The 22331-nt window shown below is 39.3% G+C and carries 23 protein-coding genes and 1 other RNA gene; 16 read left to right on the top strand and 8 right to left on the bottom strand.

All coding sequences use genetic code 11. The features are described from left to right. Positions 1–9 precede the first annotated feature (9 nt). The 3 genes from ACMFNG_RS05440 (at position 10) to ACMFNG_RS05430 (ending at position 2187) form a co-directional block, all read left to right on the top strand. A complete protein-coding gene (locus ACMFNG_RS05440) occupies positions 10–1203 on the top strand; it encodes an A24 family peptidase C-terminal domain-containing protein (protein WP_288072545.1) in 1194 nt (397 codons plus the stop codon). Between the two features lie 73 nt (positions 1204–1276). Next, positions 1277–1618 carry an ASCH domain-containing protein gene (locus ACMFNG_RS05435; RefSeq protein ID WP_011011587.1) on the top strand — a complete coding sequence of 114 codons (342 nt, stop codon included), beginning with the start codon at positions 1277–1279 and terminating at the stop codon, positions 1616–1618. Beyond that, positions 1615–2187 (top strand): ASCH domain-containing protein, encoded by a 573-nt coding sequence (locus ACMFNG_RS05430; RefSeq protein WP_011011586.1) that lies wholly within the window; start codon positions 1615–1617, stop codon positions 2185–2187. Before ACMFNG_RS05435 ends, ACMFNG_RS05430 begins: the two co-directional genes overlap by 4 nt. On the opposite strand, the gene ACMFNG_RS05425 is transcribed toward ACMFNG_RS05430, so the two are convergent. Further along, on the bottom strand, positions 2184–2552 hold the full coding sequence (locus ACMFNG_RS05425) for a Mov34/MPN/PAD-1 family protein (RefSeq protein ID WP_014835150.1): 369 nt from the start codon (positions 2550–2552) through the stop codon (positions 2184–2186). The genes ACMFNG_RS05430 and ACMFNG_RS05425 overlap by 4 nt on opposite strands. Before the next feature lie 55 nt (positions 2553–2607). Here ACMFNG_RS05425 and lonB point away from each other — a divergent pair, with 55 nt between their 5' ends. The 5 genes from lonB to ACMFNG_RS05400 are packed head-to-tail and all read left to right on the top strand — an operon-like array spanning position 2608 to position 9769. Continuing rightward, positions 2608–5694, top strand: a complete 3087-nt coding sequence (gene lonB / locus ACMFNG_RS05420; protein ID WP_011011584.1) for an ATP-dependent protease LonB — start codon at positions 2608–2610, stop codon at positions 5692–5694. Further along, positions 5681–5971, top strand: coding sequence for a hypothetical protein (locus ACMFNG_RS05415; protein ID WP_011011583.1), 291 nt, complete (start codon positions 5681–5683; stop codon positions 5969–5971). Before lonB ends, ACMFNG_RS05415 begins: the two co-directional genes overlap by 14 nt. Next, the gene (locus ACMFNG_RS05410; protein WP_011011582.1) at positions 5961–7013 is read left to right on the top strand and encodes a glycosyltransferase; all 1053 of its coding nucleotides are present in this window, start codon (positions 5961–5963) and stop codon (positions 7011–7013) included. Before ACMFNG_RS05415 ends, ACMFNG_RS05410 begins: the two co-directional genes overlap by 11 nt. Positions 7014–7062: 49 nt before the next feature. After that, the gene (gene gor / locus ACMFNG_RS05405) at positions 7063–9024 is read left to right on the top strand and encodes a glyceraldehyde-3-phosphate:ferredoxin oxidoreductase (protein ID WP_011011581.1); all 1962 of its coding nucleotides are present in this window, start codon (positions 7063–7065) and stop codon (positions 9022–9024) included. A 40-nt stretch (positions 9025–9064) separates the two neighbouring features. Then, on the top strand, positions 9065–9769 hold the full coding sequence (locus tag ACMFNG_RS05400) for a TIGR02253 family HAD-type hydrolase (protein WP_014835149.1): 705 nt from the start codon (positions 9065–9067) through the stop codon (positions 9767–9769). Here the strand turns inward: ACMFNG_RS05400 and ACMFNG_RS05395 are convergent. The 4 genes from ACMFNG_RS05395 to ACMFNG_RS05380 all read right to left on the bottom strand — a co-directional run bounded on the left by ACMFNG_RS05395 (position 9760) and on the right by ACMFNG_RS05380 (position 12528). Beyond that, positions 9760–9817: C/D box small nucleolar RNA (locus tag ACMFNG_RS05395), an RNA gene on the bottom strand. The genes ACMFNG_RS05400 and ACMFNG_RS05395 overlap by 10 nt on opposite strands. Continuing rightward, entirely contained in the window at positions 9816–10379 is a 564-nt protein-coding gene (gene pgsA / locus ACMFNG_RS05390) for an archaetidylinositol phosphate synthase (protein WP_011011579.1), read from the bottom strand. The genes ACMFNG_RS05395 and pgsA overlap by 2 nt, the downstream gene beginning before the upstream one ends. Then, positions 10327–10908: a tRNA (cytidine(56)-2'-O)-methyltransferase gene (locus tag ACMFNG_RS05385; protein ID WP_011011578.1), complete on the bottom strand. Its 582-nt coding sequence runs from the start codon at positions 10906–10908 to the stop codon at positions 10327–10329. The genes pgsA and ACMFNG_RS05385 overlap by 53 nt, the downstream gene beginning before the upstream one ends. Positions 10909–10923: 15 nt before the next feature. Continuing rightward, on the bottom strand, positions 10924–12528 hold the full coding sequence (locus tag ACMFNG_RS05380) for a hypothetical protein (RefSeq protein WP_011011577.1): 1605 nt from the start codon (positions 12526–12528) through the stop codon (positions 10924–10926). A gap of 72 nt (positions 12529–12600) precedes the next feature. Between ACMFNG_RS05380 and ACMFNG_RS05375 the strand changes: the two genes are divergently transcribed. The 4 genes from ACMFNG_RS05375 to ACMFNG_RS05360 all read left to right on the top strand — a co-directional run bounded on the left by ACMFNG_RS05375 (position 12601) and on the right by ACMFNG_RS05360 (position 16127). Beyond that, positions 12601–13374 carry an SAM hydrolase/SAM-dependent halogenase family protein gene (locus tag ACMFNG_RS05375; protein ID WP_011011576.1) on the top strand — a complete coding sequence of 258 codons (774 nt, stop codon included), beginning with the start codon at positions 12601–12603 and terminating at the stop codon, positions 13372–13374. Between the two features lie 5 nt (positions 13375–13379). After that, the gene (locus ACMFNG_RS05370) at positions 13380–13946 is read left to right on the top strand and encodes a nicotinamide-nucleotide adenylyltransferase (protein WP_011011575.1); all 567 of its coding nucleotides are present in this window, start codon (positions 13380–13382) and stop codon (positions 13944–13946) included. Between the two features lie 10 nt (positions 13947–13956). Then, positions 13957–14523 carry a metalloprotease gene (locus tag ACMFNG_RS05365; RefSeq protein ID WP_011011574.1) on the top strand — a complete coding sequence of 189 codons (567 nt, stop codon included), beginning with the start codon at positions 13957–13959 and terminating at the stop codon, positions 14521–14523. A gap of 104 nt (positions 14524–14627) precedes the next feature. Further along, positions 14628–16127 carry a carboxypeptidase M32 gene (locus ACMFNG_RS05360; RefSeq protein ID WP_011011573.1) on the top strand — a complete coding sequence of 500 codons (1500 nt, stop codon included), beginning with the start codon at positions 14628–14630 and terminating at the stop codon, positions 16125–16127. Here ACMFNG_RS05360 and ACMFNG_RS05355 read toward each other — a convergent pair. After that, on the bottom strand, positions 16124–16456 hold the full coding sequence (locus ACMFNG_RS05355) for an ASCH domain-containing protein (RefSeq protein ID WP_011011572.1): 333 nt from the start codon (positions 16454–16456) through the stop codon (positions 16124–16126). The genes ACMFNG_RS05360 and ACMFNG_RS05355 overlap by 4 nt on opposite strands. Positions 16457–16466: 10 nt before the next feature. Next, positions 16467–17579 (bottom strand): geranylgeranyl reductase family protein, encoded by a 1113-nt coding sequence (locus ACMFNG_RS05350; RefSeq protein WP_011011571.1) that lies wholly within the window; start codon positions 17577–17579, stop codon positions 16467–16469. 105 nt (positions 17580–17684) lie between these two features. Here ACMFNG_RS05350 and ACMFNG_RS05345 point away from each other — a divergent pair, with 105 nt between their 5' ends. The 4 genes from ACMFNG_RS05345 to glnA all read left to right on the top strand — a co-directional run bounded on the left by ACMFNG_RS05345 (position 17685) and on the right by glnA (position 21447). Then, entirely contained in the window at positions 17685–19268 is a 1584-nt protein-coding gene (locus ACMFNG_RS05345; RefSeq protein WP_011011570.1) for a hypothetical protein, read from the top strand. A 9-nt stretch (positions 19269–19277) separates the two neighbouring features. After that, complete coding sequence (locus tag ACMFNG_RS05340) at positions 19278–19688, top strand: DUF61 family protein (RefSeq protein ID WP_011011569.1); 411 nt, start codon at positions 19278–19280, stop codon at positions 19686–19688. Between the two features lie 2 nt (positions 19689–19690). After that, positions 19691–19969, top strand: a complete 279-nt coding sequence (locus ACMFNG_RS05335) for a hypothetical protein (protein WP_011011568.1) — start codon at positions 19691–19693, stop codon at positions 19967–19969. Positions 19970–20127: 158 nt separating this feature from the next. Further along, positions 20128–21447, top strand: coding sequence for a type I glutamate--ammonia ligase (gene glnA / locus ACMFNG_RS05330; RefSeq protein ID WP_011011567.1), 1320 nt, complete (start codon positions 20128–20130; stop codon positions 21445–21447). Here the strand turns inward: glnA and ACMFNG_RS05325 are convergent. Next, positions 21444–22322: an AEC family transporter gene (locus ACMFNG_RS05325; RefSeq protein ID WP_011011566.1), complete on the bottom strand. Its 879-nt coding sequence runs from the start codon at positions 22320–22322 to the stop codon at positions 21444–21446. The genes glnA and ACMFNG_RS05325 overlap by 4 nt on opposite strands. Positions 22323–22331 lie beyond the last annotated feature (9 nt).

The raw sequence follows: 22331 nt of genomic DNA, 5'->3' as shown, positions 1-22331 counted from the left end.
GGTGAATTCATGATAATTCCTCTGATTCTGGGAATATTAGTTGGGATTCTTACATCTTATACGGACATTAAAACAAGCTACATATACGAGGAACGCTTTTTTCCAAGCTTTTCACTCCTATCAAAGTGGTGGTGTAAGAGGAAGGGATGTAATTATGAGGTAAAAGGTCCATACATACCCATTGTAGAGGCTGGAATTCTATACTATTTCTTCCTGGGAATAAAAAACGAGGATCTAATTCTTGCATTTTCTGGAATTATTGGATTGCTCTTAGGTTTTGCCGTAGGATCCCTCCTTTATTATACTGGAGGATGGGCTAGTGGTGACGTGCTAATTCTTGCAGCATTTTCATCCCTTCTCCCCTATGCCCCAGAATCTGCCAAGTACAAAGCTCCGTATGCTGTAGTATTGCCCCTAAATGCCTTAACGATTCTGTTTAATTCGATCCTTCTTATATTCCCCCTAATATTTGTGTATGCATTTGCAGGACTTATTGCAAAGAAGAAACTCAGCCTCTTAAAAGAACTGTTTGTTAAAGGCATTAGGAACGTCTTCGAAGTGTCTTTGTGGATAATGTTTTCTGTTACTCTCTTTGTAGTGATAAGCATCAACCTTGGAATATCGCTACATCCGCTCTTGAGATGGATTCTTACCTTTCTGTTGATAGCTTTTCTTAGCAAAATTAGGGTTATAGGAGATATTCTTGGAGTATTATCCCTTGTATACGTCACATATCTTGTAGGATTTTCATCCCTATATTTCTTCCTCAGATTAGTGATTATCCTCTATGCATTCAAGCTTTTGCTATCCTCAGTTAAGATGTTAAGAAAAGAAGTTTTAACCAAAGTCAAAAGAGTTGAAGAGCTCAAAGAAGGAGAAGTTCTAGGAGAGAGAATACTGGAAGTCGGAGGCAAAATAGTCAGGGATAGGAAAGACTTCTTTGAAAAGCTCAATGAAGTTTTGAAAAGTGGGAAATTCGAACAGATTAGTGGAAAAGAGATAGCTGGTTTTAGTGTTGAAGGATTAACTAAAGAGCAGATTGAAGAGCTCAAAAAGCTAGTAAGCGAAGGAAAGCTCGAGAATGAATTTTTAGTCAGAAAAGCAATGCCCTTTGCCCCAGCATTGTTCCTGGGGTTTTTAACAAGTTACTTCTTTGGAGACATTTTGTGGTGGATCATTCTCAAGGTTTCTGGAATGGTGTGAATTATCCCGTCCTTTCGGAAGAGGACCTCTCCACCCGAATAGGTTAAAAACAGGCAAAGATACTTAGAAAACGATGAAAGTATACAGGCTCTATTTAAAGGATGAATATCTTGAGATGGTGAAAAGTGGAAAGAAAAGAATTGAGGTTAGAGTGGCTTATCCTCAGTTAAAAGACATTAAGAGAGGGGACAAAATTATTTTCAATGACTTAATTCCGGCTGAAGTTGTGGAGGTTAAGAAGTACGAAACTTTTAGGCAGGTACTTAGAGAAGAGCCGATAGACAAGATATTTCCAGATAAACCAAGCTTTGAAAAGGCTCTCAAGAGGTTCCACAATATGTATCCGAAGTGGAAAGAGTATAGGTACGGAGTTTTGGCAATAAAGTTCAGAGTTCTTGGGAGGGATAAAGAATGAAAAACTTAAAATTTGATGGAAGATACAAGGACGACATAATCTCAGGGAAAAAGAGAGCAACAATTAGGTTGGGAAGGAAGATAAACCTAAAGCCTGGAGAAGAGGTTCTTGTGCACGCTGGAGGTTACGTTTTGGGAAAAGCAAGAATTATTAGGGTCGAAACTAAAAAAGTCGAGGAGTTAACTGACGAGGATGCTAGAAAAGATGGTTTTAGAAATAAAGAAGAACTCATAAAAGCACTCAAGGAACATTACAAGTTCGTTAGACCTGATTCTCCTGCAACAATTGTGGAGTTTGAGATGATAAAACTCTTAGACAAGCCAATTCTTTCAGCAGATTTCCCATATGAAGGAAATAACCCAATTGAAATTGCAGAGCTAGCCCTAAAGCACTTGGACAACTTAAGTTTCGAAGAAGTAGCCCTTCTAAAGTTATTTTTGAATGAGGGAAGCCTAAGAAAGGCTGCAATGAAGTTGGGTGGTCTTAATAAAAGATATAAGATCCGTGAAGTTCTGAGAAAAGCTTATGAAGAGCTCAAAAAGAGAGGAATTATGCAACCTAAAATCTAGGGGACTATTTCAATATCCAATTCTGTTCCATCGCTTCTAAAAGCCTTTGTACTTTCCTTAGTATAGGGAAATGCTATTATTATGTGAACTCCCCCAAACTTGGAGAAAAAGTCCAAATCAGCTTTAGAAGGATAAGGATAAGGAGAGGGATGAGAATGAACAGTTCCTTTAATAGTTTCATCATGAGGCAAGAGATTTAGATCAAAGTATACCGACTTTGTTCCAAAGAACCCCTTTGGCAAAAATAAAACCTCCTCAAATACCCCATTTTTCTCTCTCAGCAGGCCTGCAAACTCTTTTGGATGAAAAGAGGCTGCGAGATCCAAAAGATATTCAAAGAGTTCCTTCCTAACTTTAACTCTCATATTGTATGGAAACTTTATAAGGCATATAAAATTATCCATGATTGGCGAGAGGAATATGGAGGAGGAGAGACTCGATCTTGGGATCGAGTTTGAGACAACAGAGGAGATTCCTGTCCCAGAGAGGTTAATTGATCAAGTTATAGGTCAAGATCACGCTGTTGAAGTTATAAAAACTGCTGCAAAGCAGAGAAGACACGTACTTCTCATTGGAGAGCCAGGAACAGGTAAGTCAATGCTTGGCCAAGCAATGGCAGAACTACTCCCAACCGAAAATCTCGAAGATATCCTAGTTTTTCCAAATCCAGAAGACGAGAACATGCCTAGGATAAAGACTGTCCCAGCTTGCCAAGGAAGAAAAATCGTCGAAGAGTACAGAAAGAGAGCAAGAGAACAGGAGAGCATTAAGACATATCTATTATTCTTTGTATTTCTAGTCGTTGGAATGGCTGTTTTGATGAGTAAGGGAGATCCAAACACGCTCCTCCTGGGAGTATTTGTCATTCTAGTAGCCCTAATGGCAGTAGCAAACATGAGAATTAGAACCCAGGCCATGGTGCCCAAGCTACTTGTAGATAACTGTGGAAGAAAAAAGGCCCCATTTGTAGATGCGACAGGGGCCCATGCTGGAGCTCTGCTTGGAGATGTTAGACACGACCCATTTCAATGTTTTAGCGGTGAAGAAGTTATCTTAATTGAAAAGGACGGAGAGAAAAAAGTCTTCAAACTTAGGGAGTTCGTTGACGGTCTCCTTAAGGAGGCGTCTGGAGAAGGGATGGACGGAAGTATTAGAGTAGTTTATAAAGATCTTCAAGGGGAAAACATAAAAATACTCACAAAAGACGGACTTGTAAAGCTCCTTTATGTCAATAGAAGAGAAGGGAAGCAAAAGCTTAGAAAAATAGTAAATCTTGAAAAGGATTATTGGCTTGCATTAACACCTGAACATAAAGTGTACACAATAAAGGGCCTTAAAGAAGCTGGAGAGATAACTAAAGATGATGAGATAATAAGAGTGCCTCTCACAATTCTTGACGGCTTTGACGTAGCCGAGAAGAGTATAAGAGAGGAACTTGAAAGGCTTAGCCTACTTCCACTAAATAGTGAAGACAGTAGACTAGAAAAGATAGCAGGAATCATGGGCGCACTCTTTGGTAGTGGAGGTATCGATGAGAATCTCAATACCCTTAGCTTTGTTTCTAGCGAGAAGAAAACAATTGAACAGTTTGTTAAAGCACTCAGCGAGCTCTTCGGGGAATTTGACTATAAAATTGAAGAAAAAGAAAACAGCATTATTTTCAGAACATGTGATAAAAGAATAGTGACCTTCTTTGCTACACTTGGTGCACCAGTTGGAGACAAAAGCAAAGTTAAGCTTAAGCTTCCATGGTGGGTCAAGCTTAAGCCGTCACTTTTCCTCGCCTTCATGGATGGTCTCTACAGTAGCAATAGGAATGACAAAGAAATCCTCGAAATAACTCAACTTACTGACAACGTCGAAACGTTCTTCGAGGAAATATCTTGGTATCTGAGCTTCTTTGGAATTAAGGCAGAAGCTGAAGAGGATGAAGAAAAAGATAAATACAGGGCTAGACTTACGCTATCCTCATCAATAGACAACATGCTTAATTTCATTGAGTTCATTCCAATAAGCTTTTCTCCAGCAAAGAGAGAAAAATTCTTTAAGGAAATTGAAAAATATCTGGAATATAGCATTCCCGAAAAGACTGAGGATCTTAAGAAACGAGTTAAGAGAGTTAAGAAGGGAGAGAGAAGGAATTTCCTCGAAAGCTGGGAGGAAGTTGAAGTTACTTACAACGTAACTACAGAGACAGGAAATCTACTTGCTAACGGTCTATTTGTTAAGAACTCTGGAGGTCTTGGAACACCGGCACACGAAAGAGTTGAACCCGGAATGATCCACAGAGCTCACAAGGGAGTTCTGTTCATAGACGAGATAGCAACACTTAGCTTGAAGATGCAACAAAGTCTACTAACTGCAATGCAGGAAAAGAAATTCCCAATAACCGGACAAAGCGAACTTTCAAGCGGTGCTATGGTGAGAACAGAGCCCGTTCCTTGTGACTTCATCTTGGTAGCTGCTGGAAACCTTGATACAATAGACAAGATGCACCCAGCACTACGTTCAAGAATCAGGGGATATGGATATGAAGTCTACATGAGAACCACAATGCCCGACACTCCAGAGAACAGGAGAAAGCTTGTCCAATTCGTAGCCCAGGAGGTAAAGAAAGACGGAAGAATTCCACATTTCACGAGAGATGCCGTCGAGGAAATCGTAAGAGAAGCCCAAAGGAGAGCTGGGAGAAAGGGCCACCTAACATTAAGACTCAGAGACCTGGGCGGAGTTGTAAGGGCAGCTGGAGATATTGCCGTAAGAAAAGGAAAGAAGTACGTCACAAGGGAAGACGTGCTAGAGGCCCTCAAGCTGGCCAAGCCTTTAGAGAAGCAATTAGCAGATTGGTACATCGAGAACAAGAAGGAGTATCAGGTAATAAAAACCTCAGGTGAAGAAATCGGCAGGGTGAATGGTCTAGCTGTTATAGGAGAGCAAAGCGGTATTGTGTTGCCGATCGAAGCTATGGTAGCTCCAGCCGCAAGCAAAGAGGAAGGTAAGATCATAGCAACAGGAAAGCTTGGAGAGATTGCAAAGGAAGCAGTCCTAAACGTTTCAGCTATTATTAAGAGGTATAAGGGAGAGGACATCAGCAGGTACGACATTCACGTTCAATTCCTACAGACATACGAGGGAGTTGAGGGAGATTCCGCCAGCATTAGTGTTGCTACTGCAGTTATATCCGCTTTAGAAGAGATTCCAGTAAGGCAAGATGTTGCAATGACAGGTTCACTAAGCGTTAGAGGAGAAGTTTTGCCAGTAGGAGGAATAACTCCAAAGATCGAAGCTGCGATAGAGGCAGGAATAAAAACAGTAATAATTCCTAAGGCAAACGAAAAGGATGTCTTTCTATCCCCAGATATGAGAGAAAAAATTGAAATAGTTGCAGTAGAGAGAATAGATGAAGTGTTAGAAGTGGCACTTGCAGATTGTGAGAAAAAGAAAGAGCTCATAGAGAAAGTTAGAAAAAGCCTTCCCCTGGGGGGAATTGAAAATGTTAATAGCTAAACCCTGCACAAGCATGGGAGGGGTTCTTGTTCAACTCTATCTTTGGGACAAAGAAGTAAAAATTGAAATATCTAAGCTTGCTCAAGAGCTCAAGCAAAAGGGATACAAAATAAAAACACTAATTCCTGGGATTATGGTTGTTACGGAAATTGACGGGTATGAAGCCAGCATTTATCCCAGCGGTAAAATCATAATAAAAGATCTAAGGGACGAGAAAAAGGCCGAGGAGATCGCCAGAAAGATTTATGATCTGGCGGGGGTAAATATTGAAGATTGAGCTTCTTCTTTTGTTTTTAGTATTTGCCTGGGACGGATATTTCTTTCTTAGATACATTATTGGATTGACTAGAAAATACAGGACAATTCAATGGAATCCAACTGTTAGTGTTATAATTCCAGCGTATAATGAAGAAGAGAACATTGAAAGTGCAATAAAGGCAGCTCTCTCACAAGATTATCCAGTAAGTGAAGTGATAGTAGTTGATGATGGAAGTGAGGATAAAACTTACGAAAGAGCTTTAAGAATGGCCCAGGAAGATACAAGAGTTAAGGTCATAAGAATTCCTCATGGGGGAAAAGCTAGGGCCCTTAATGAAGGAATAAAAGTCGCTAGGGGAGAAATAATAGTTACCACTGATGCCGATTCTTATATGGCCAAGGATGCCGTTAGAAGGTTAGTAGAGAGGTTTTATTCGCCAGACATCGTTGGAGTTGGAGGGCAAATTAGAGTAGTTGTTGAATCCTTCTTAACTTTGGTTCAAGACATAGAACACTTAAGAATAGCTATGTACAGAAGAGCCAAAGAGCTTGAAGATTTAAGCCTAGCCCCAGGCCCACTATCTGCCTTTAGGAGAGAAGCTCTAGACCAAATTGGAGGAATTGCAGAGAGTATAGTCGAAGACTATGCTACAACAAAGCTTTTAAAGAAAGTGGGTAAGGTGGTGTACGCGCCTAAGGCAAAATTGTTTACTAGAATGCCCATTACCTTAAAAGAGCTCTGGAGACAAAGAAAAAGATGGTTTATAGGGGATCTAAATCACCTTGAACCAAAGGATTATGCGATATTAATGTTAAGCGATTTCATTGCATTCCTCGATGTTATCCTTCCATTATTATTTATTGTTAGAGGAGAATTTCTTTTACTTGGAGCTTTCTTTGGGTTCGAAATCTTAACTATGCTGCCTCCAATAATTTTTGAAGGAGGATCAATAATTGAGGCACTTTCTTTTCCTTTTATCTTGATATTTCTGGCCATGTTTTATCTAGGCATTCACATTTACGGATATTTGACAAAATTAAATGCAAAAATTTTTAAGTAAGTTAAATGAAATCACGTCACTGGTAGTGGTATAATCGAGGTGATGACGTATGAAATTTTCAGTTCTAAAACTAGATGTAGGTAAAAGGGAAGTAGAAGCTCAAGAGATAGAAAGGGAGGACATTTTCGGAGTTGTAGACTACGGAATCATGAGACACAATGAACTAAGGACATATGAAGTTGATCCCTACGATCCAAGGAATATAGTTATCTTTGGAATAGGACCTTTCGCAGGTTCTGTTTTGCCTGGAAGTCACAGGCTAGTATTCTTCTTTAGGTCTCCCCTCTATGGAGGTCTATTCCCCTCCACAATGGGTGGAGCTGGATATCAATTCAAAAATGTAGGTGTTGATTTCGTTGAAATTCATGGAAAAGCTGAGAAGCCTACCGTGATAATTCTAAAGAATGACGGTGAGAAGTTAAGCGTTGACTTTTATGAAATTGAGCTTGAGAAACTCTTAGATGTATGGAAAGAATACAAAGGAGAAGAGGGGGTTTATGCACTAACGCAATACCTTCTTGATAACCTAGCGAGTGTATTTGAAGGCATGGAGTTTAGAATTGCCGTAGTTGGCCCAGCTGCACTTAACACTAACATGGGTGCAATTTTCTCCCAAGCTCTAAGAAATGGTAAGAGGGCTGTAGGTAGCGAAGACTGGGCCGCAAGGGGAGGTCCTGGAAGTGTTCTTTTGAGGGCTCACAATGTAGTTGCCATAGCATTCGGTGGAAAGAAGAGAAAGAGAGAATTCCCAGGTGAGGACATAAGCGATGTAAAAGTTGCCAAAAGAGTGGTTGAAGGAATTCACAAGAAGGCTCAGAGGGATGTGATTAATGAAAGCACCGTGAAGTATAGATACAATCCAAAACTTAACACAGGAGGTACATTTGGAGGTAATTACCCAGCTGAAGGTGATTTAGTGCCAGTTTTAAACTGGCAAATGCCTTACATTCCAAAAGAAGAGAGGATAAAGATTCACGAGCTCATAATGAAATATTACTGGGAACCCTTCAACAAAGAGTCAATACAACCAAAGAACTGGACTACCTGTGGCGAGCCCTGTCCAGTAGTTTGTAAGAAGCACAGAAAAGGACATCACGTTGAATATGAGCCCTACGAAGCAAACGGTCCTCTCAGCGGAAGTATATACCTCTATGCAAGCGATATTAGTGTTCATGCAGTAGATGCCATGGGATTTGATGCAATTGAATTCGGCGGTACAGCAGCGTGGGTGTTGGAGCTGGTTCACAAAGGTTTACTAAAGCCTGCAGAGGTTGGAATTAGCGATGTTCCAGAATTTACAAAGGACGATCTAATCACAAAGCCTGTGGAAGCAAGCGAGAAAAATGCTAAACTTGTTGCAGAGCTGGCCCACTCAATAGCTTTTGGAAAAACGGAAGTTGCTAGGATAATTGGAATGGGTAAGAGGAAAGCAAGCAAGATCTTAGATGAAAAGTTCAAGGACAGACTAAGTTATGGAGAGAGCTTTAAGGATTATGGAGTCTACACACCCTTAGGTGACGATGGAGAGATAAACCCAACAATGTATTGGGCCATTGGAAACTTCATACCATTGCCTATTCAAGGTAGATACTGGACATTCTATCAATTTGGAGTATTCCTAGAACCAGAGGAACTTGCTCAGAAAATTGTTTCAAGTGCTTTGTGGGAGTTCTGGTACGATAACGTAGGCTGGTGTCGTTTCCACAGAGGGTGGATGAAGAAAGTCCTAAAGGCTCTGTTTATGGAGGCATATGGTGTCAGCATTGACATGGAAGAGCACGCCAAAAAACAGATTAGAAAGCTTATAGACTACCTTAAGAAGGCAGGTTATGAGCCAGTATTTTGGGACAGCATGAGGGTAATCGACTTAGTTGCAAAGGGCAGTGAAGAGTTTGGAAACGAAAACTGGGCCAAGAAATTCAAAGAAGACAAAATTGGAACGGCCAAAGAGTACTTGAAGAGAGTCCTAGATGCATACAGTCAATTAATAGGAACTGAGTGGACTCTTTAATCTTTTTATACCCCTTAATCCTTTTTATAATGGTGATAGCATGATTAAGGCAGTCTTTTTTGATTTCATTGGCACTCTGTTAAGTCAAGAAGGAGAATATGAGACGCATCTAAAGATAATGGAGGAAGTTCTCGGAGAAAACAAGAAAATATCCCCCGAGGAATTGTTACGTGAGTATGAGGCTCTAACAAGGGAGGCATTCTCACAATATGCAGGAAAACCCTTCAAGCCTATTAGGATAATAGAAGAGGAGATTATGAAAAAGTTGGCAGAAAAATATGGCTTTGATTACCCCGAAAACTTCTGGGAAATCCACCTGAAAGCTCACCAAAGGTATGGGAAATTGTATCCTGAGGTTGTAGAAGTGTTGAACGAGCTTAAGAAACGAGAATATCACGTTGGTTTAATCACTGATTCAGATACAGCATATCTAAGGGCACACCTTGAAGCCCTAGGAATAGCCGAGCTCTTTGATTCAATTACCACAAGTGAAGAGGCAGGATTCTTTAAGCCACATCCCAGAATATTTGAAGTTGCACTGAAAAAGGCTGGCGTTAAAGGAAGTGAAGCTGTGTATGTAGGAGATAATCCAATAAAAGACTGCGGTGGGGCAAGACAGCTTGACATGCTCTCAATATTGGTAGACAGAAAGGGAGAAAAGAAAGAGTTATGGAAAGAGTGTGAATTTGTAATAAGCGACCTTAGGGAAGTTATTCAGATAGTTGAGGAGTTAAACGGTCAGTAACGGCAGGGTTCATCATTATTTTCAGAGGTAGCAAATCTCATCATCCCTATTTTTCAAGCCTTTTCTTTGCTTCATAAACTCTTTGCAAGAAGGTTATCCAAGAGAGTATTGCAACCAGATACACACCAATATCAATAATTCCGAATAATCCTGCAATAACAAGAATCAATAATCTCTCTCCCCTCTCAGCAATTCCAACTGCTAAAGTTCCAGAACCAGCTAATTCAGCCCTACATCTTGTATAGCTTACCATGTAAGAGCCTATTAACGCTAAAAACGCTACTTTCCAATTAACTAACTCTCCCAATGCAATTCCAAAGATTATTGCTGCATCGCTAAGCCTATCCATCGTAGAATCGAGAAAACCACCAAATTTTGTAACTCTTCCGGTTAACCTTGCTAGGCTCCCATCTAAAGCATCTAAGAACGCCCCAAGTAATAGTATTAATGAGCCAAAAACCTGATTATTGAGGTAATATTCATAAGATGCAAGTAAAGACAGGAAAAATCCAACCATAGTGAGTTGATTAGGAGTTATGCCAAGCTTTGAGAATGGCTCAGCTATCTTTTCCAGTGGCTTTTTCGCCAATGGTCTCAAATTGCTCAGCACTGCTTTCAACCTCCACTACTTTTTTCCCGCGTTCTTGCGGTATTATCCTAAGTTTTGCATTCTTAAACTCCTTTTTTAATCCTTTTCCTTCCAAAAGTCTATCCAAGAAGACTGCAAGAGCAGCAACTTCGCTATGAGGTTGATTTCCTATAGCAACATTGTAATCAGCTAGCTCATAAACTTCTCTCGGAACTTTTTCAGCTCCTACTATCACCATTATGTCATTCCCTTCTCTAAATTTCGCTTTAATATCCTCTATTATATCGTCAACATGTAGTCCATACATCGTCAAGTGCACTTTTATTCCTCTAAATTCCTTTATCTCTTTTCTCCAGTTTTTTTCAAACCTAATGAAGAACGACCCACCCCATCTCTTCACTACATCCTCCACGCTCTCTTTAACCTTTTCATCTTCTTCTCCAGCAATTATTATTCCATCAGCTCCAAAAGCTCTCGCTGTTAATGCTACATGGGTAGTTACCCTCTTGTCTCTTTCTGGTCTGTGGCCTAGTCTTAACACAACTATCATGATTGGAACACCCCTCTAGCTGTAAATCTGCATTAGCTTTACCCAATATACTCTAAAATCTTCCTCCCATTCTATGTCATAATAAAACTGGTATAGTGCTTTAATTGTCTTCGCAATATTCTCCAAACTTGCCTTCGAAAGAAGAGTTTTAATTTCCTGAGGTTCGGCTGAGGAAAATAGAAACAAGGCAAATATCCTTTCCTCTTTTGTTTCTAAACTGTCCACAATTCTGATTACCTTTGAGTAGGTCTCCCTGTCTAATCTTTCCTGGAGTTGTTCCTCTATAACATCTTCAATACCAGCGACGTATTCCTCCGTTATATCTTCATGAGAATGCTCTAAGATAGGAGCTGGCTTCAATGCAACAATTCTATAGTTTTTCTGAGTTATTAACTGGTAGATTCTCGGGAACCACCTACTTGCAATATATTCGTCTCTTGGTGCAAAATATGTATGGCCAAGGTCTATAACAAACCATTTTCCTTCTAGATAAACTTCAGTTATTGGGCTTTCTGTGCACTCAATATTGTTATATAAGGCTATAATTCTAGCTGGAAGGTTAGCAGACCTAAAGTATGCCACAGCTAGGATGTTTCCTTCTATGGGCGATATAGAAGGAGTTTTATCAATCTCCTGAGGATTTAAAGTTCTTACTATTCTCTCACTAAATATGTGATGGGTTATAAGATAGTTGAATATTGCATTGCCAGCTTCTAAGTCAGAATCCGATGTTTCTAAAGTTTTTAAGATCTTCTCTCGGAAGTATGTTCTGTTTATTGTGGAATCTGAGTTATATATCCACTCCCAATATCCATCAACAATCTTATCGTAGAAAATCCATTGTGAAACCTCTTTGTATAAATCCCTTAGTATAGTTTCGTTTAAAAGCCATGGTTTTAAAGTTGCTCTTATACTTATGTTCTTAACTACCTTCGCAATTCCCGTCTCAGGGGATTTATATTCAACAAGGAAAAATATAGTATCTTGAAACGTTTGATGTGGAACTTGAAATGTATAAACGACTTTAACAGAAGAAGCAGGCATCACTACAATATCTTTTTGAAAACTTGTGTTGACAACTTTTATTTTTCCTGCAATTATATCAATCTTTGAAATCGTTATTGGGACAGGATTATTGTTCTTTATTATAAGAGAGATGTTGAATTCTGAACCCCCATATATCTCTTCTGGGAGTATTGCTTCAACTTTAACTTTTTGTTCTGAATTACTAGAGCTTTCAACCTTTATCGTTGTTTCATAAATAAATCCTTTCCAGACTCTGTTCAACTCGTCTTTTATGTCCACATAAATTTTTACCGGATATACCCCAGGAACTGGTGGAGCTTTAACGACCCATATAAGTTTTGTAGCTTCTCCAACTTTTATTGGGCTTGTCAAACTTGGCCTTTGAACTACCAAAAATCCTTCTCCTTCAATATTAAGGTTTACATCCACGATTGCAAATTTTCCCGTATTATTTACTTCCACTACAATATAGAAATATTCTCCAGGTGTAACAACAGTCTTATCTAAGCTAAACCTAACCTGGGCAGGAGACTTTATAAGACAACCTAATCCAAGTAATACCATCATTACCACAAGTATTTTTAAATGTCTCATAACTCACCTATATGATGTAGGTGATATATTTAATAAACTTTCTGGAAGAATAATCTAGAGGAGGGAAAATAAGTGATAACAATAACAACAGACTTTGGATTAAAGGGGCCTTATGTCGGAGAGATGAAAGTTGCAATGCTCAAACTAAATCCCAATGCGAGATTAGTTGATGTAACTCACAGCATAACCAGACACTCAATTCTAGAGGGTTCCTTCGTTATGGAGCAGGTCGTTAAATATTCACCACAAGGAACTGTGCATCTTGGAGTCATTGACCCAGGAGTTGGAACTAATAGAAGGGCAATAATAATTGAAGGTGAACAATGGCTCGTTGTTCCAGACAACGGCCTTGCTACACTCCCAATGAAGCATATAAAGCCCAGAAGAGCCTACGAAATTGATATGAAAAAAATTAAGAAGTATGTAACCTGGGAAATTAGCTCAACCTTTCATGGAAGAGACTTGTTTGGCCCCGCCGCTGCATTAATTGACAAGGGCGTTGATCCACTAGAATTTTCTAACGAAATCCCTCTAGAAAGTATTGTTAGGTTAAACATAACCCCCAGGAGAGAAGGAGACGTTTGGATACTAAAGGTAATATATGTAGATGATTTTGGAAACGTGATACTAAACCTTGAAGGATACGAGAAACCTAAAGAAGTCGTTTTACCAGACTTCAAACTAACTCTTCCTTATCTTGACACATACGGTCAAGTAAAACCAGGGGAAATGCTGGCCCTCCCAGGTAGCCATGGATACTTAGAAATAGCTGTAAATCAAGGATCAGCTGCAGATGTATTAAAAATTAAAGTAGGAGATGAAATAAGAGTGATCCTAAGGAGGTAGAAACTATGAAAAGAGGACTTTTTGTTGGAAGATTTCAACCGGTTCACAAAGGCCATATAAAAGCGTTAGAATTTGTCTTTGATCAAGTTGATGAAGTTATCATTGGAATTGGAAGTGCACAAGCAAGTCACACACTCAAAAATCCGTTTACAACTGGTGAAAGAATGGAAATGCTAATTAGGGCGTTGGATGAATCTGGGTTAAGCAAGAAAAAGCGATACTACCTCATACCCCTACCCGACATAAACTTCAATGCAATTTGGGTTCCATACGTTGAGAGCATGGTTCCTAAGTTTGAGGTTGTTTTTACTGGGAACTCATTAGTTGCCCAGCTCTTTAGAGAAAGAGGATATAAAGTTGTAGTTCAGCCAATGTTCAAAAAGGATATACTCTCTGCAACAGAAATTAGAAGAAGAATGATAGAGGGAGAACCCTGGGAAGATCTAGTACCGAAGAGCGTGGCAGAATACATAAAGGAGATCAGGGGGGTAGAAAGAATAAGAATGCTAGCAACGAACCTTGAAAGTAGTGAAAAAGAACTTCAGGCCCCAATTAGGATTCCAGAGTATTGAGGTGTTATCCATGAAAAGACAGGAAATTGAAGACCTACTGATATCATTTATAGTTCTCTTACTCCTTTTTTCGGACTTTAATATTAGAATTATGCCTTTCGTTGTCCCAGCACTTCTCACAGCGTTTATTTTTCATGAACTTGCTCATAGACAAGTGGCAAGGTATTATGGATACTATGCCTTGTACAAGAGATGGGATACTGGTATAATAATAGCACTACTCCTAGGCCTATTCTCGAAGCTTCTCACTGGCAGTACATGGGTTTTTGCTGCCCTTGGTGCAGTCCATATTTACGCTCCATATCAATTTTGGAGAGATAAGAAAAGTGAGGGCATAATAGCATTATCGGGGCCACTCTCAAACATTATAGTGGCCATTGTTTCAGTTATCCTCTCCAATTTTACAGGAGGGGTATTAAAGTTAATCTTTACCTACACTGCAGGAGTAAATTCATGGCTAGCATTCTTCAACTTACTTCCATTCCCATCCCTTGACGGCTTTAAGGTTCTCTTGTGGAATCCTGGGTACTGGGGAATTTCGATAGGAGTTGCATTCATGCTTTACAATCTAGTTTAATTTTTACTACCAAAAGCAATAACGTTGTTATATTTATTTTTTCGTGTAAATTTTGATGGAAACAGTTTTAACATACAAAATAATCACTTGAAAGTGGTGGTAATATGGAAGAGGTATTCCAAAACGAAACGATAAAGCAGATTTTGGCAAAATATAGAAGAATATGGGCAATTGGACATGCTCAGAGCGTTCTTGGCTGGGATTTAGAAGTCAACATGCCCAAAGAGGGAATTCTAGAAAGGTCCGTAGCCCAGGGCGAACTCTCTGTTCTTTCTCATGAATTGCTGTTACACCCAGAATTCGTAAATCTCGTAGAGAAAGCCAAAGGACTAGAGAACCTCAATGAATATGAGAGGGGAATAGTTAGGGTTCTAGATAGGAGTATAAGGATAGCGAGAGCATTCCCTCCAGAATTCATTAGAGAAGTTAGCGAAACAACTTCTCTCGCCACTAAAGCTTGGGAGGAAGCTAAAGCAAAGGATGATTTTTCAAAATTTGAACCATGGCTGGACAAGATAATTTCCCTGGCAAAAAGAGCAGCCGAATACCTAGGATATGAAGAAGAGCCCTATGACGCTCTCCTAGACCTATATGAGGAAGGACTTAGAACAAGAGATGTAGAAAAGATGTTTGAAGTCCTGGAAAAGAAACTGAAACCACTCCTCGATAAAATACTTGAAGAAGGAAAAGTTCCCAGGGAGCACCCATTAGAAAAAGAAAAATATGAAAGGGAATGGATGGAAAGAGTTAACCTTTGGATATTGCAAAAATTCGGCTTTCCCCTGGGAACAAGAGCAAGACTCGACGTTTCAGCCCATCCCTTTACAACTGAGTTTGGAATAAGGGACGTTAGGATAACTACACGTTATGAGGGATATGACTTCAGAAGAACTATCTTAAGCACGGTTCACGAATTTGGGCATGCACTTTACGAACTACAGCAGGATGAGAGATTTATGTTTACCCCCATTGCAGGAGGAGTAAGCCTAGGAATTCACGAGAGCCAAAGCAGATTCTGGGAAAACATAATTGGACGTTCTAAAGAATTCGTTGAGCTCATATACCCAGTTTTAAAAGAGAACTTACCCTTCATGTCGAACTACACACCTGAAGATGTCTACCTATACTTCAACATAGTCAGGCCCGATTTCATAAGAACTGAGGCCGACGTAGTGACATACAACTTCCACATATTGCTCCGCTTTAAGCTAGAGAGACTAATGGTGAGTGAAGAGATAAAGGCAAAGGATCTTCCAGAGATGTGGAATGATGAAATGGAGAGACTTCTTGGGATAAGACCCAGGAAGTACTCAGAAGGTATCTTACAAGACATTCACTGGGCACATGGAAGCATAGGATACTTCCCCACGTACACGATAGGGACACTCTTATCAGCTCAACTATACTACCACATAAAGAAGGACATACCAGACTTTGAAGAAAAGGTTGCCAAGGCTGAGTTTGACCCAATAAAGGCATGGCTCAGAGAAAAGATACACCGTTGGGGAAGCATTTATCCTCCAAAGGAACTCTTAAAGAAAGCAATTGGAGAGGATATGGATGCTGAATACTTTGTGAGGTGGGTGAAGGAGAAGTATCTCTAATACTCCAAAGGTTCAATCTCTATCGCCACTACCCCATATTTCTTCTCTTTTTCCTCATCATAAAATCTTCTATAAACCTGAATTCCCTCTTCGATACTTTTCACTCCTGGGAGAACATTCTCTAATCCTTCTTTCTCCAGCATTTCCCTAAATGAATTGTATACTCTAATAGCTTTGACCCTAACCTTTAACTTTCCACCTTCAAAGGATATTACATCGCCAGGCTTTATTTGTCTCCTTTTTTCATCATAAAGCCTACCCTCAATCTTCTTTTTTCTAAGCTTTATTAGCTCTAAGAACTCTTCCTGTAACCCCATCTCCCATTCCATTTCTCATCCCTCATACTAATGTTCTCAGTATTATTGGTGCAATTCTAATCAGCTTGCTTAAAACTTTTGGGCTTTTGAGCAAAGCCTTTACAGTTTTTGCATGATCATCAAAATCAGCTCTCTCTTCAATAAGCCTTATCACATCTTCTGAACTTAGAACGTTGAATATCTCTTCTATGTGGTCTTGTGTTAATGACTTGAATACCTTTCTAATCCTAAGACCAAAGGATATCTGCTCTTTAACCCAAGAGCACATTTTCTCATAACTCGACAATTTATTGTTGAGGATAGCCTTAGCTAAAGCCCTTGCACAGAGAGCCCCAAAAACTATTCCTCCTGCAGTAGTGGGTTTAATTTGTAGTGCAGCATCTCCAACTAAAGCTACATTTCCCTTAACCCAAGGTTTTCTCATTCCCAATATTACTGCTCCAGTTTTAAATTCCAAAATCTGCCCTCCTTTAAGCTTCCTCATTTGGAGAAACTTAGCTAAAGAATCAACGGATCCAAAAGTTCCAACTCTAGCCACTTCTTCATTTATGGGAGCAACCCAGAAAAAGAAATCAGGGTTTATGTCCTTATTTACCCACACTTCTACTGAATTCCTCCTGAAATTACCAAGTACCTCTACTTCCCATCCTTTAAGGATTTCTCCCTCTGTTTTTGCCCCTATTTCTTTTGCCACCGTACTGTTCACTCCATCTGCCCCGACATAAATCTTTGCTCCTATTTCCATTCTACCATCAAGATGCTGAAGAACAGCCTTCCCATTCTTAAACTTTAGGAAATTCGTTGCCAAATAATACTCTGCTCCTTTTTTCATGGCCTTTTTTGCTAATTCTCTTTCTAAAATTTTTCTATCCACAAGATAAGCTTGTGGAGTCTTTCTGCTTATGTGAAAATATTTTTTCTTGGAGATAAAGTACGCACCATTAAAGGTATTCAAAACGGCCTTTTCTGGAAAACCAAGAGCTTCGTAATTGTCAGCCCCAATGATTCCAGTGCACGCCTTCCCTCCAAAACTTCCTTTCCTCTCCACTACTGCTACACTGAGCTTTCCAGCTAAAAGAGATGCGAGATAGTTACCCACTGGTCCTCCACCAATTATCAAAACATCATAATCCATAATGCTCTCCCCTAAACTTAATTAAACCTCAACAATAAAAACTTTGTATCTTAGAGAAGAAAATTATTTTAGCCTCATCTTCCTATAATAACAGGAGGGACCATAATGAGGAGATGGATTATTTCCCTGATCCTGATAACATTGATTATGCCAATTGTTAGCGCTCAACTACTTGAATTCGAGCCTGAGGGAAAAGTTATTACTCTTGTTGGAGCCAAAACTACAGGAGATTTCGAACTCAAAAACCCTTTCACAATTACATTTACTTCTGTGACAATTAAAGATGTAAAGATATTGGACAAAAACAAAAATGAAGTTAGCGGATTCAGCATTTCCCTCTCACCAAAGATGTTTTACGAATGGAAGCCTGAAGAAAAAAGAGTTATAACATATACGATTGTTACCGACAAGAATGTTGCTCCAGGAGAATACACTCTTTACATATTCATGTGGGGCTTTCATGATGATGAAATGTATTTAATAAGGGCATATGTCCCTTTGGAAGTTAAAGATAAGCCCCTAATTTTTTATGAAGCTGTTTCATATGTAAAAGAAAGGCCCAACTCGAATATCGTCTTTAATGGGGAGACCATCATAGTTTATTCACATGTAGCGAACCTTGCGAGTGAAGTGATAAATGCTACAGCTTCAACTTGTTTGAAAGACATGGGAGGGAACATTGTTATTGAAAAGTATGCAAATTTATCACTTTTCCCAGGAGATAATTTAGTGAAATTTGAATTAAAAGTTCCAGAGTCAGTGCCTCCTGGAAATTATGAGCTGACATATAAAATCTCCTATGAAAGGGGAGAATATGTGTTTAGAAAGGATTATATAGTGGAATTCGGGGTTTCCCTTGCAACTATCTCAATAGAGAAAACCAACGTTCTCCAAGGAGAAGAAAACTATGCATATGTCTTTATTTCTTCTGAAAGAGATATACACGTCAACTTAACTGTGCAAGTACATTCAGAAGATGGAAATGCTATATATAAGAATAAAACAACAATTAAAGCACGCCCTGGGTCTAATTTGGTAAAGATTAAGCTGCCTACTGAGTACCTGGGAGAGAATGTAGTCAATGTAAATTTAGAATACGACGGATTAAAGCTGGGAAGCGCTTCCACTTGGTATCTTGTAGTTGGATATCCAACTTTAACTATACTCACTGAAAACAACCAAACTGTACTTCCTCCAACAATCATCATCAACAATCCAAATGCTTTCCAAATTCCTGCAACGCTCACGTACACAATTAGATGGATGAATGGAACAATAGTAAAGGAGATTAAGGAGATATACTTGCCCCCAGGAGAAACAACAGTTAAAATTCCAATAAATGGGTATGGGAAGTTTTCGTATGAGATAACTTTAACTTCATTTGGAAAGAGCACGAAAATTAGTGGGTGGGGAGAAGTATTACCTCCATCTGAAACTAGTGGACGGGAAGAAACAAAGCCTTCTCAGACTTCTACAACCCAATCTACTTTTACCTTCACTACTAAAAACCAAACATATACTACCCCAGCCTTAACAGGAAACAACCAAAAAACAATAATTCTTTTAATCTCTGTAATGCTTCTGGTTCTCGTAGGTGCTGGAATATATTATTATAGTCGGAAAAAGACAAGGAAAAGAAAAAGGGAACGCCCCAAGCCAAAGAGAAAGTCACCGCTTGGAAGGAGGTGATCTTGACTCATGGAAAAAGTAGACCGAATTATTCAAATGGAGATAGGAAGAATTAATTCCCACCTCCCAAAGGCCAGAAAATCCCTATGTGAGCTACTTAAAGAAGACTCCCCATCAATAGAGCTTAGAGACGGCTCTCTTCACTATTTTAGAAGATCAGAACTTGAATTTTTAAAAACCTTGGCAGGAGAGGAAGCTTGCCTAGTTAAATTGCCTATTATACTAGAACTAAGCACCTTAGATAGAGGGTACTTTGTCGTTAGAGGGAGAGGAGAGGTAAGGGTTATTAAAAAGCTTCTAGAGCTGAGTGAGGATATTTATTTAGAAGAAAACACTGTGAGGCTACCGAGGTACTATCTTCCAACAATAAGGCGAAAGCTTCCAACAACTACAGTTTATGCCTTCATAACGGAGTGGTAATTATGAAGGAGGAAGAAAAAACCCTGGTAAGATATTACGCATTAACTATTCCCCATATTACTCTATTTGCGGGTGCAATCCTTGGAATATTGATGTTAATGAAAGCTGATTTTATACTTTCCTTAGGCATATTTTCCACTTTATACGGATTAATGCTCCTCATAGTTGGAATTATAGTGAAAGATCACTTCTGGGAGCTCACATTGTATAAGCTTAGCCTACTTGCATTTTCCCTCTTTATACTTTTTGGATTGATTCTCATATCTATGTCAATATTCTAGATTCAATTCCCTAAATATAATCAAAATTTTGTCAATTCGCTTACCAAATGAACTCTTTTTGTCAATTATCTAATGTTCATGCCTAAAAGCTTATATTGTATAAATGTTCATTGTATGCTGGGAATAAATAGACAAATAATCATGAAGGGGGGAAATAAATGAACATTAGTGTAAGCATGAACAAATTTGACTCAAAGATCAAATTTGTACAGTTAGTATTTGTGGATATAAACGGAATGCCCAAAGGGATGGAAATTCCAGCAAGCAGGTTAGAAGAAGCAGTCACTGATGGGATATCCTTTGACGGCTCCTCAGTCCCAGGTTTTCAAGGCATTGAAGACAGTGACTTAGTGTTTAAGGCAGATCCAGATACTTACGTTGAGGTCCCCTGGGATAATGTAGCTAGGGTGTATGGGTTCATTTACAAAGATAACAAGCCATATGGAGCAGATCCTAGGGGAATCTTGAAGAGAGCTCTTGAAGAACTAGAAAAAGAAGGCTACAAAGCGTACATTGGACCAGAACCTGAATTCTATTTATTCAAGAAAAATGGTACCTGGGAATTAGAAATTCCTGACGTCGGGGGTTATTTTGATATCCTCACTTTGGACAAAGCAAGAGACATTAGAAGGGAAATAGCTGAATACATGCCATCATTTGGTCTAATCCCAGAGGTTCTTCACCACGAAGTAGGTAAGGCCCAACATGAAATAGACTTTAGATACGATGAAGCCCTAAAAACTGCAGACAACATAGTGAGCTTTAAGTACATAACAAAGGCAGTGGCAGAAATGCACGGTCTATATGCTACATTTATGCCAAAGCCCCTCTTCGGATTCCCAGGAAACGGAATGCACCTCCACATAAGCTTGTGGAAAGATGGAGAAAACGTTTTCATGGGAGAAGAGGGGCTAAGTGAAATAGCACTACACTTCATAGGTGGAATACTAAAGCACGCAAAAGCACTAACTGCGGTTACAAACCCAACAGTGAACAGTTACAAGAGGCTCGTCCCAAGTTACGAAGCTCCAGTGTACATCAGCTGGGGTTATAGAAATAGGAGTGCTCTAATCAGGGTTCCAGCATTCTGGGGTAAGGGAGCTAGAATTGAATATCGCTGCCCAGACCCCAGTGCAAACCCATACTTTGCCTTTGCAGCTGTACTAAAAGCTGGTCTTGATGGAATTAAGCACAAAATTGATCCATTTGCATACGTAGAGGAGAATGTCTATGAAATGAGCGAAGAAAAGAGGAAAGAACTTGGAATTGAAACACTCCCAGGAAGCCTGGGTGAAGCTCTGGAAGAACTTGAAAAAGACAAAGTTGTAAAGGAGGCCCTTGGAGATGCATACAAGAACTTCATTAACTACAAGTGGAAAGAGTGGGAATCCTACTTAGAATACCTAGAAGAAAAGCACATGCCAAAAGACACAAAGAAGGTTACAGAATGGGAGCTTGAGAGGTATTTCTTCCTCTAACTCAACATTTTTAAAACCGAGTAGAACGCTATCACAATCAAAGTCCATACAAAGGTTGTACTAATTGCCTCTTCTGCTTTAAGATTGTATTGAGCTAAGATAGCATTTGCCGAAATTGCTGGAGGCATTGAAGCTTCAACTAATATAGCATAGAAAATTTCTCTTTCTGCTCCTCTGAGAGTTATTAAAACGAATAGGAAGGGAATAATTGTTCTAAAAGTTGCCACCTCAAGCAATCTTCTAATAGAAAACTTGCCCAATGAAATTCTTGAGCCAAAGTAAATTAAGAGGAGCGGAATGTTCCACCATCCAATTCTAATTATTGGCTCCAAAAGCCACTCTGGAAGCTTTATGCCCAACATAACTAAAGTCAAGGCCAACAAATTGGCTGAGGTAGGTGGAAACTTTAGAGCTCTTTTTACGCTTTCCTTTATTGAGCTCTGCTTGCCAGAAAAATGAGCAGCTATAAAGGTAACAATTGGGAGAATTATTAATGAATTGGTAGTTGCGTACAAAATAGCTGGAGTTATATCTCGAAGAAATAGACTAGCAATGGGAAATCCCAATGCAGCTGTGTTAGGATATGAAGAGAGAACCATGAGAGCTCCACGCCATTCTCGATCTTTTAGGAACAGTTTTCCATAAACATAGGATGTCAGCAAGCTTAGCCCAATAACCAAAAATACATATATGAAAACGAGCTTTATCCTTATCAAATAATCTAGGCTTTTGCTAGCCACGTTCCCAAAAACAAATATTGCAAAGAGAACTTCATTAACTATTATCCTCAGGATACTAAACGGCCTTTCATCATTGATTAATCTTCTAAGAATATACCCCAAGGATATCAAAGCAAGCATTTCTGGAATGTTCATGGTAGCTTT

Source organism: Pyrococcus woesei (assembly GCF_050496105.1).
GTDB lineage: Archaea > Methanobacteriota_B > Thermococci > Thermococcales > Thermococcaceae > Pyrococcus > Pyrococcus furiosus.
Note: the sequence above shows the minus strand (reverse complement) of the source record. Positions and strands in the feature narration are given on the sequence as shown.

Bases quoted from the DNA above. Each gene is read 5' to 3' on its own strand.
- ACMFNG_RS05355 (WP_011011572.1), bottom strand. From the start codon at position 16,456: ATGGAATGGGAGATGGGGTTACAGGAAGAGTTCTTAGAGCTAATAAAG.
- ACMFNG_RS05440 (WP_288072545.1), top strand. From the start codon at position 10: ATGATAATTCCTCTGATTCTGGGAATATTAGTTGGGATTCTTACATCT.
- lonB (WP_011011584.1), top strand. From the start codon at position 2,608: ATGGAGGAGGAGAGACTCGATCTTGGGATCGAGTTTGAGACAACAGAG.
- ACMFNG_RS05380 (WP_011011577.1), bottom strand. From the start codon at position 12,528: ATGAGACATTTAAAAATACTTGTGGTAATGATGGTATTACTTGGATTA.
- ACMFNG_RS05415 (WP_011011583.1), top strand. From the start codon at position 5,681: ATGTTAATAGCTAAACCCTGCACAAGCATGGGAGGGGTTCTTGTTCAA.
- ACMFNG_RS05345 (WP_011011570.1), top strand. From the start codon at position 17,685: ATGAGGAGATGGATTATTTCCCTGATCCTGATAACATTGATTATGCCA.
- ACMFNG_RS05365 (WP_011011574.1), top strand. From the start codon at position 13,957: ATGAAAAGACAGGAAATTGAAGACCTACTGATATCATTTATAGTTCTC.
- ACMFNG_RS05435 (WP_011011587.1), top strand. From the start codon at position 1,277: ATGAAAGTATACAGGCTCTATTTAAAGGATGAATATCTTGAGATGGTG.
- ACMFNG_RS05340 (WP_011011569.1), top strand. From the start codon at position 19,278: ATGGAAAAAGTAGACCGAATTATTCAAATGGAGATAGGAAGAATTAAT.
- gor (WP_011011581.1), top strand. From the start codon at position 7,063: ATGAAATTTTCAGTTCTAAAACTAGATGTAGGTAAAAGGGAAGTAGAA.
- ACMFNG_RS05360 (WP_011011573.1), top strand. From the start codon at position 14,628: ATGGAAGAGGTATTCCAAAACGAAACGATAAAGCAGATTTTGGCAAAA.
- ACMFNG_RS05370 (WP_011011575.1), top strand. From the start codon at position 13,380: ATGAAAAGAGGACTTTTTGTTGGAAGATTTCAACCGGTTCACAAAGGC.
- ACMFNG_RS05385 (WP_011011578.1), bottom strand. From the start codon at position 10,908: ATGATAGTTGTGTTAAGACTAGGCCACAGACCAGAAAGAGACAAGAGG.
- ACMFNG_RS05425 (WP_014835150.1), bottom strand. From the start codon at position 2,552: ATGAGAGTTAAAGTTAGGAAGGAACTCTTTGAATATCTTTTGGATCTC.
- ACMFNG_RS05350 (WP_011011571.1), bottom strand. From the start codon at position 17,579: ATGGATTATGATGTTTTGATAATTGGTGGAGGACCAGTGGGTAACTAT.
- ACMFNG_RS05430 (WP_011011586.1), top strand. From the start codon at position 1,615: ATGAAAAACTTAAAATTTGATGGAAGATACAAGGACGACATAATCTCA.
- glnA (WP_011011567.1), top strand. From the start codon at position 20,128: ATGAACATTAGTGTAAGCATGAACAAATTTGACTCAAAGATCAAATTT.
- ACMFNG_RS05400 (WP_014835149.1), top strand. From the start codon at position 9,065: ATGATTAAGGCAGTCTTTTTTGATTTCATTGGCACTCTGTTAAGTCAA.
- ACMFNG_RS05325 (WP_011011566.1), bottom strand. From the start codon at position 22,322: ATGAACATTCCAGAAATGCTTGCTTTGATATCCTTGGGGTATATTCTT.
- ACMFNG_RS05335 (WP_011011568.1), top strand. From the start codon at position 19,691: ATGAAGGAGGAAGAAAAAACCCTGGTAAGATATTACGCATTAACTATT.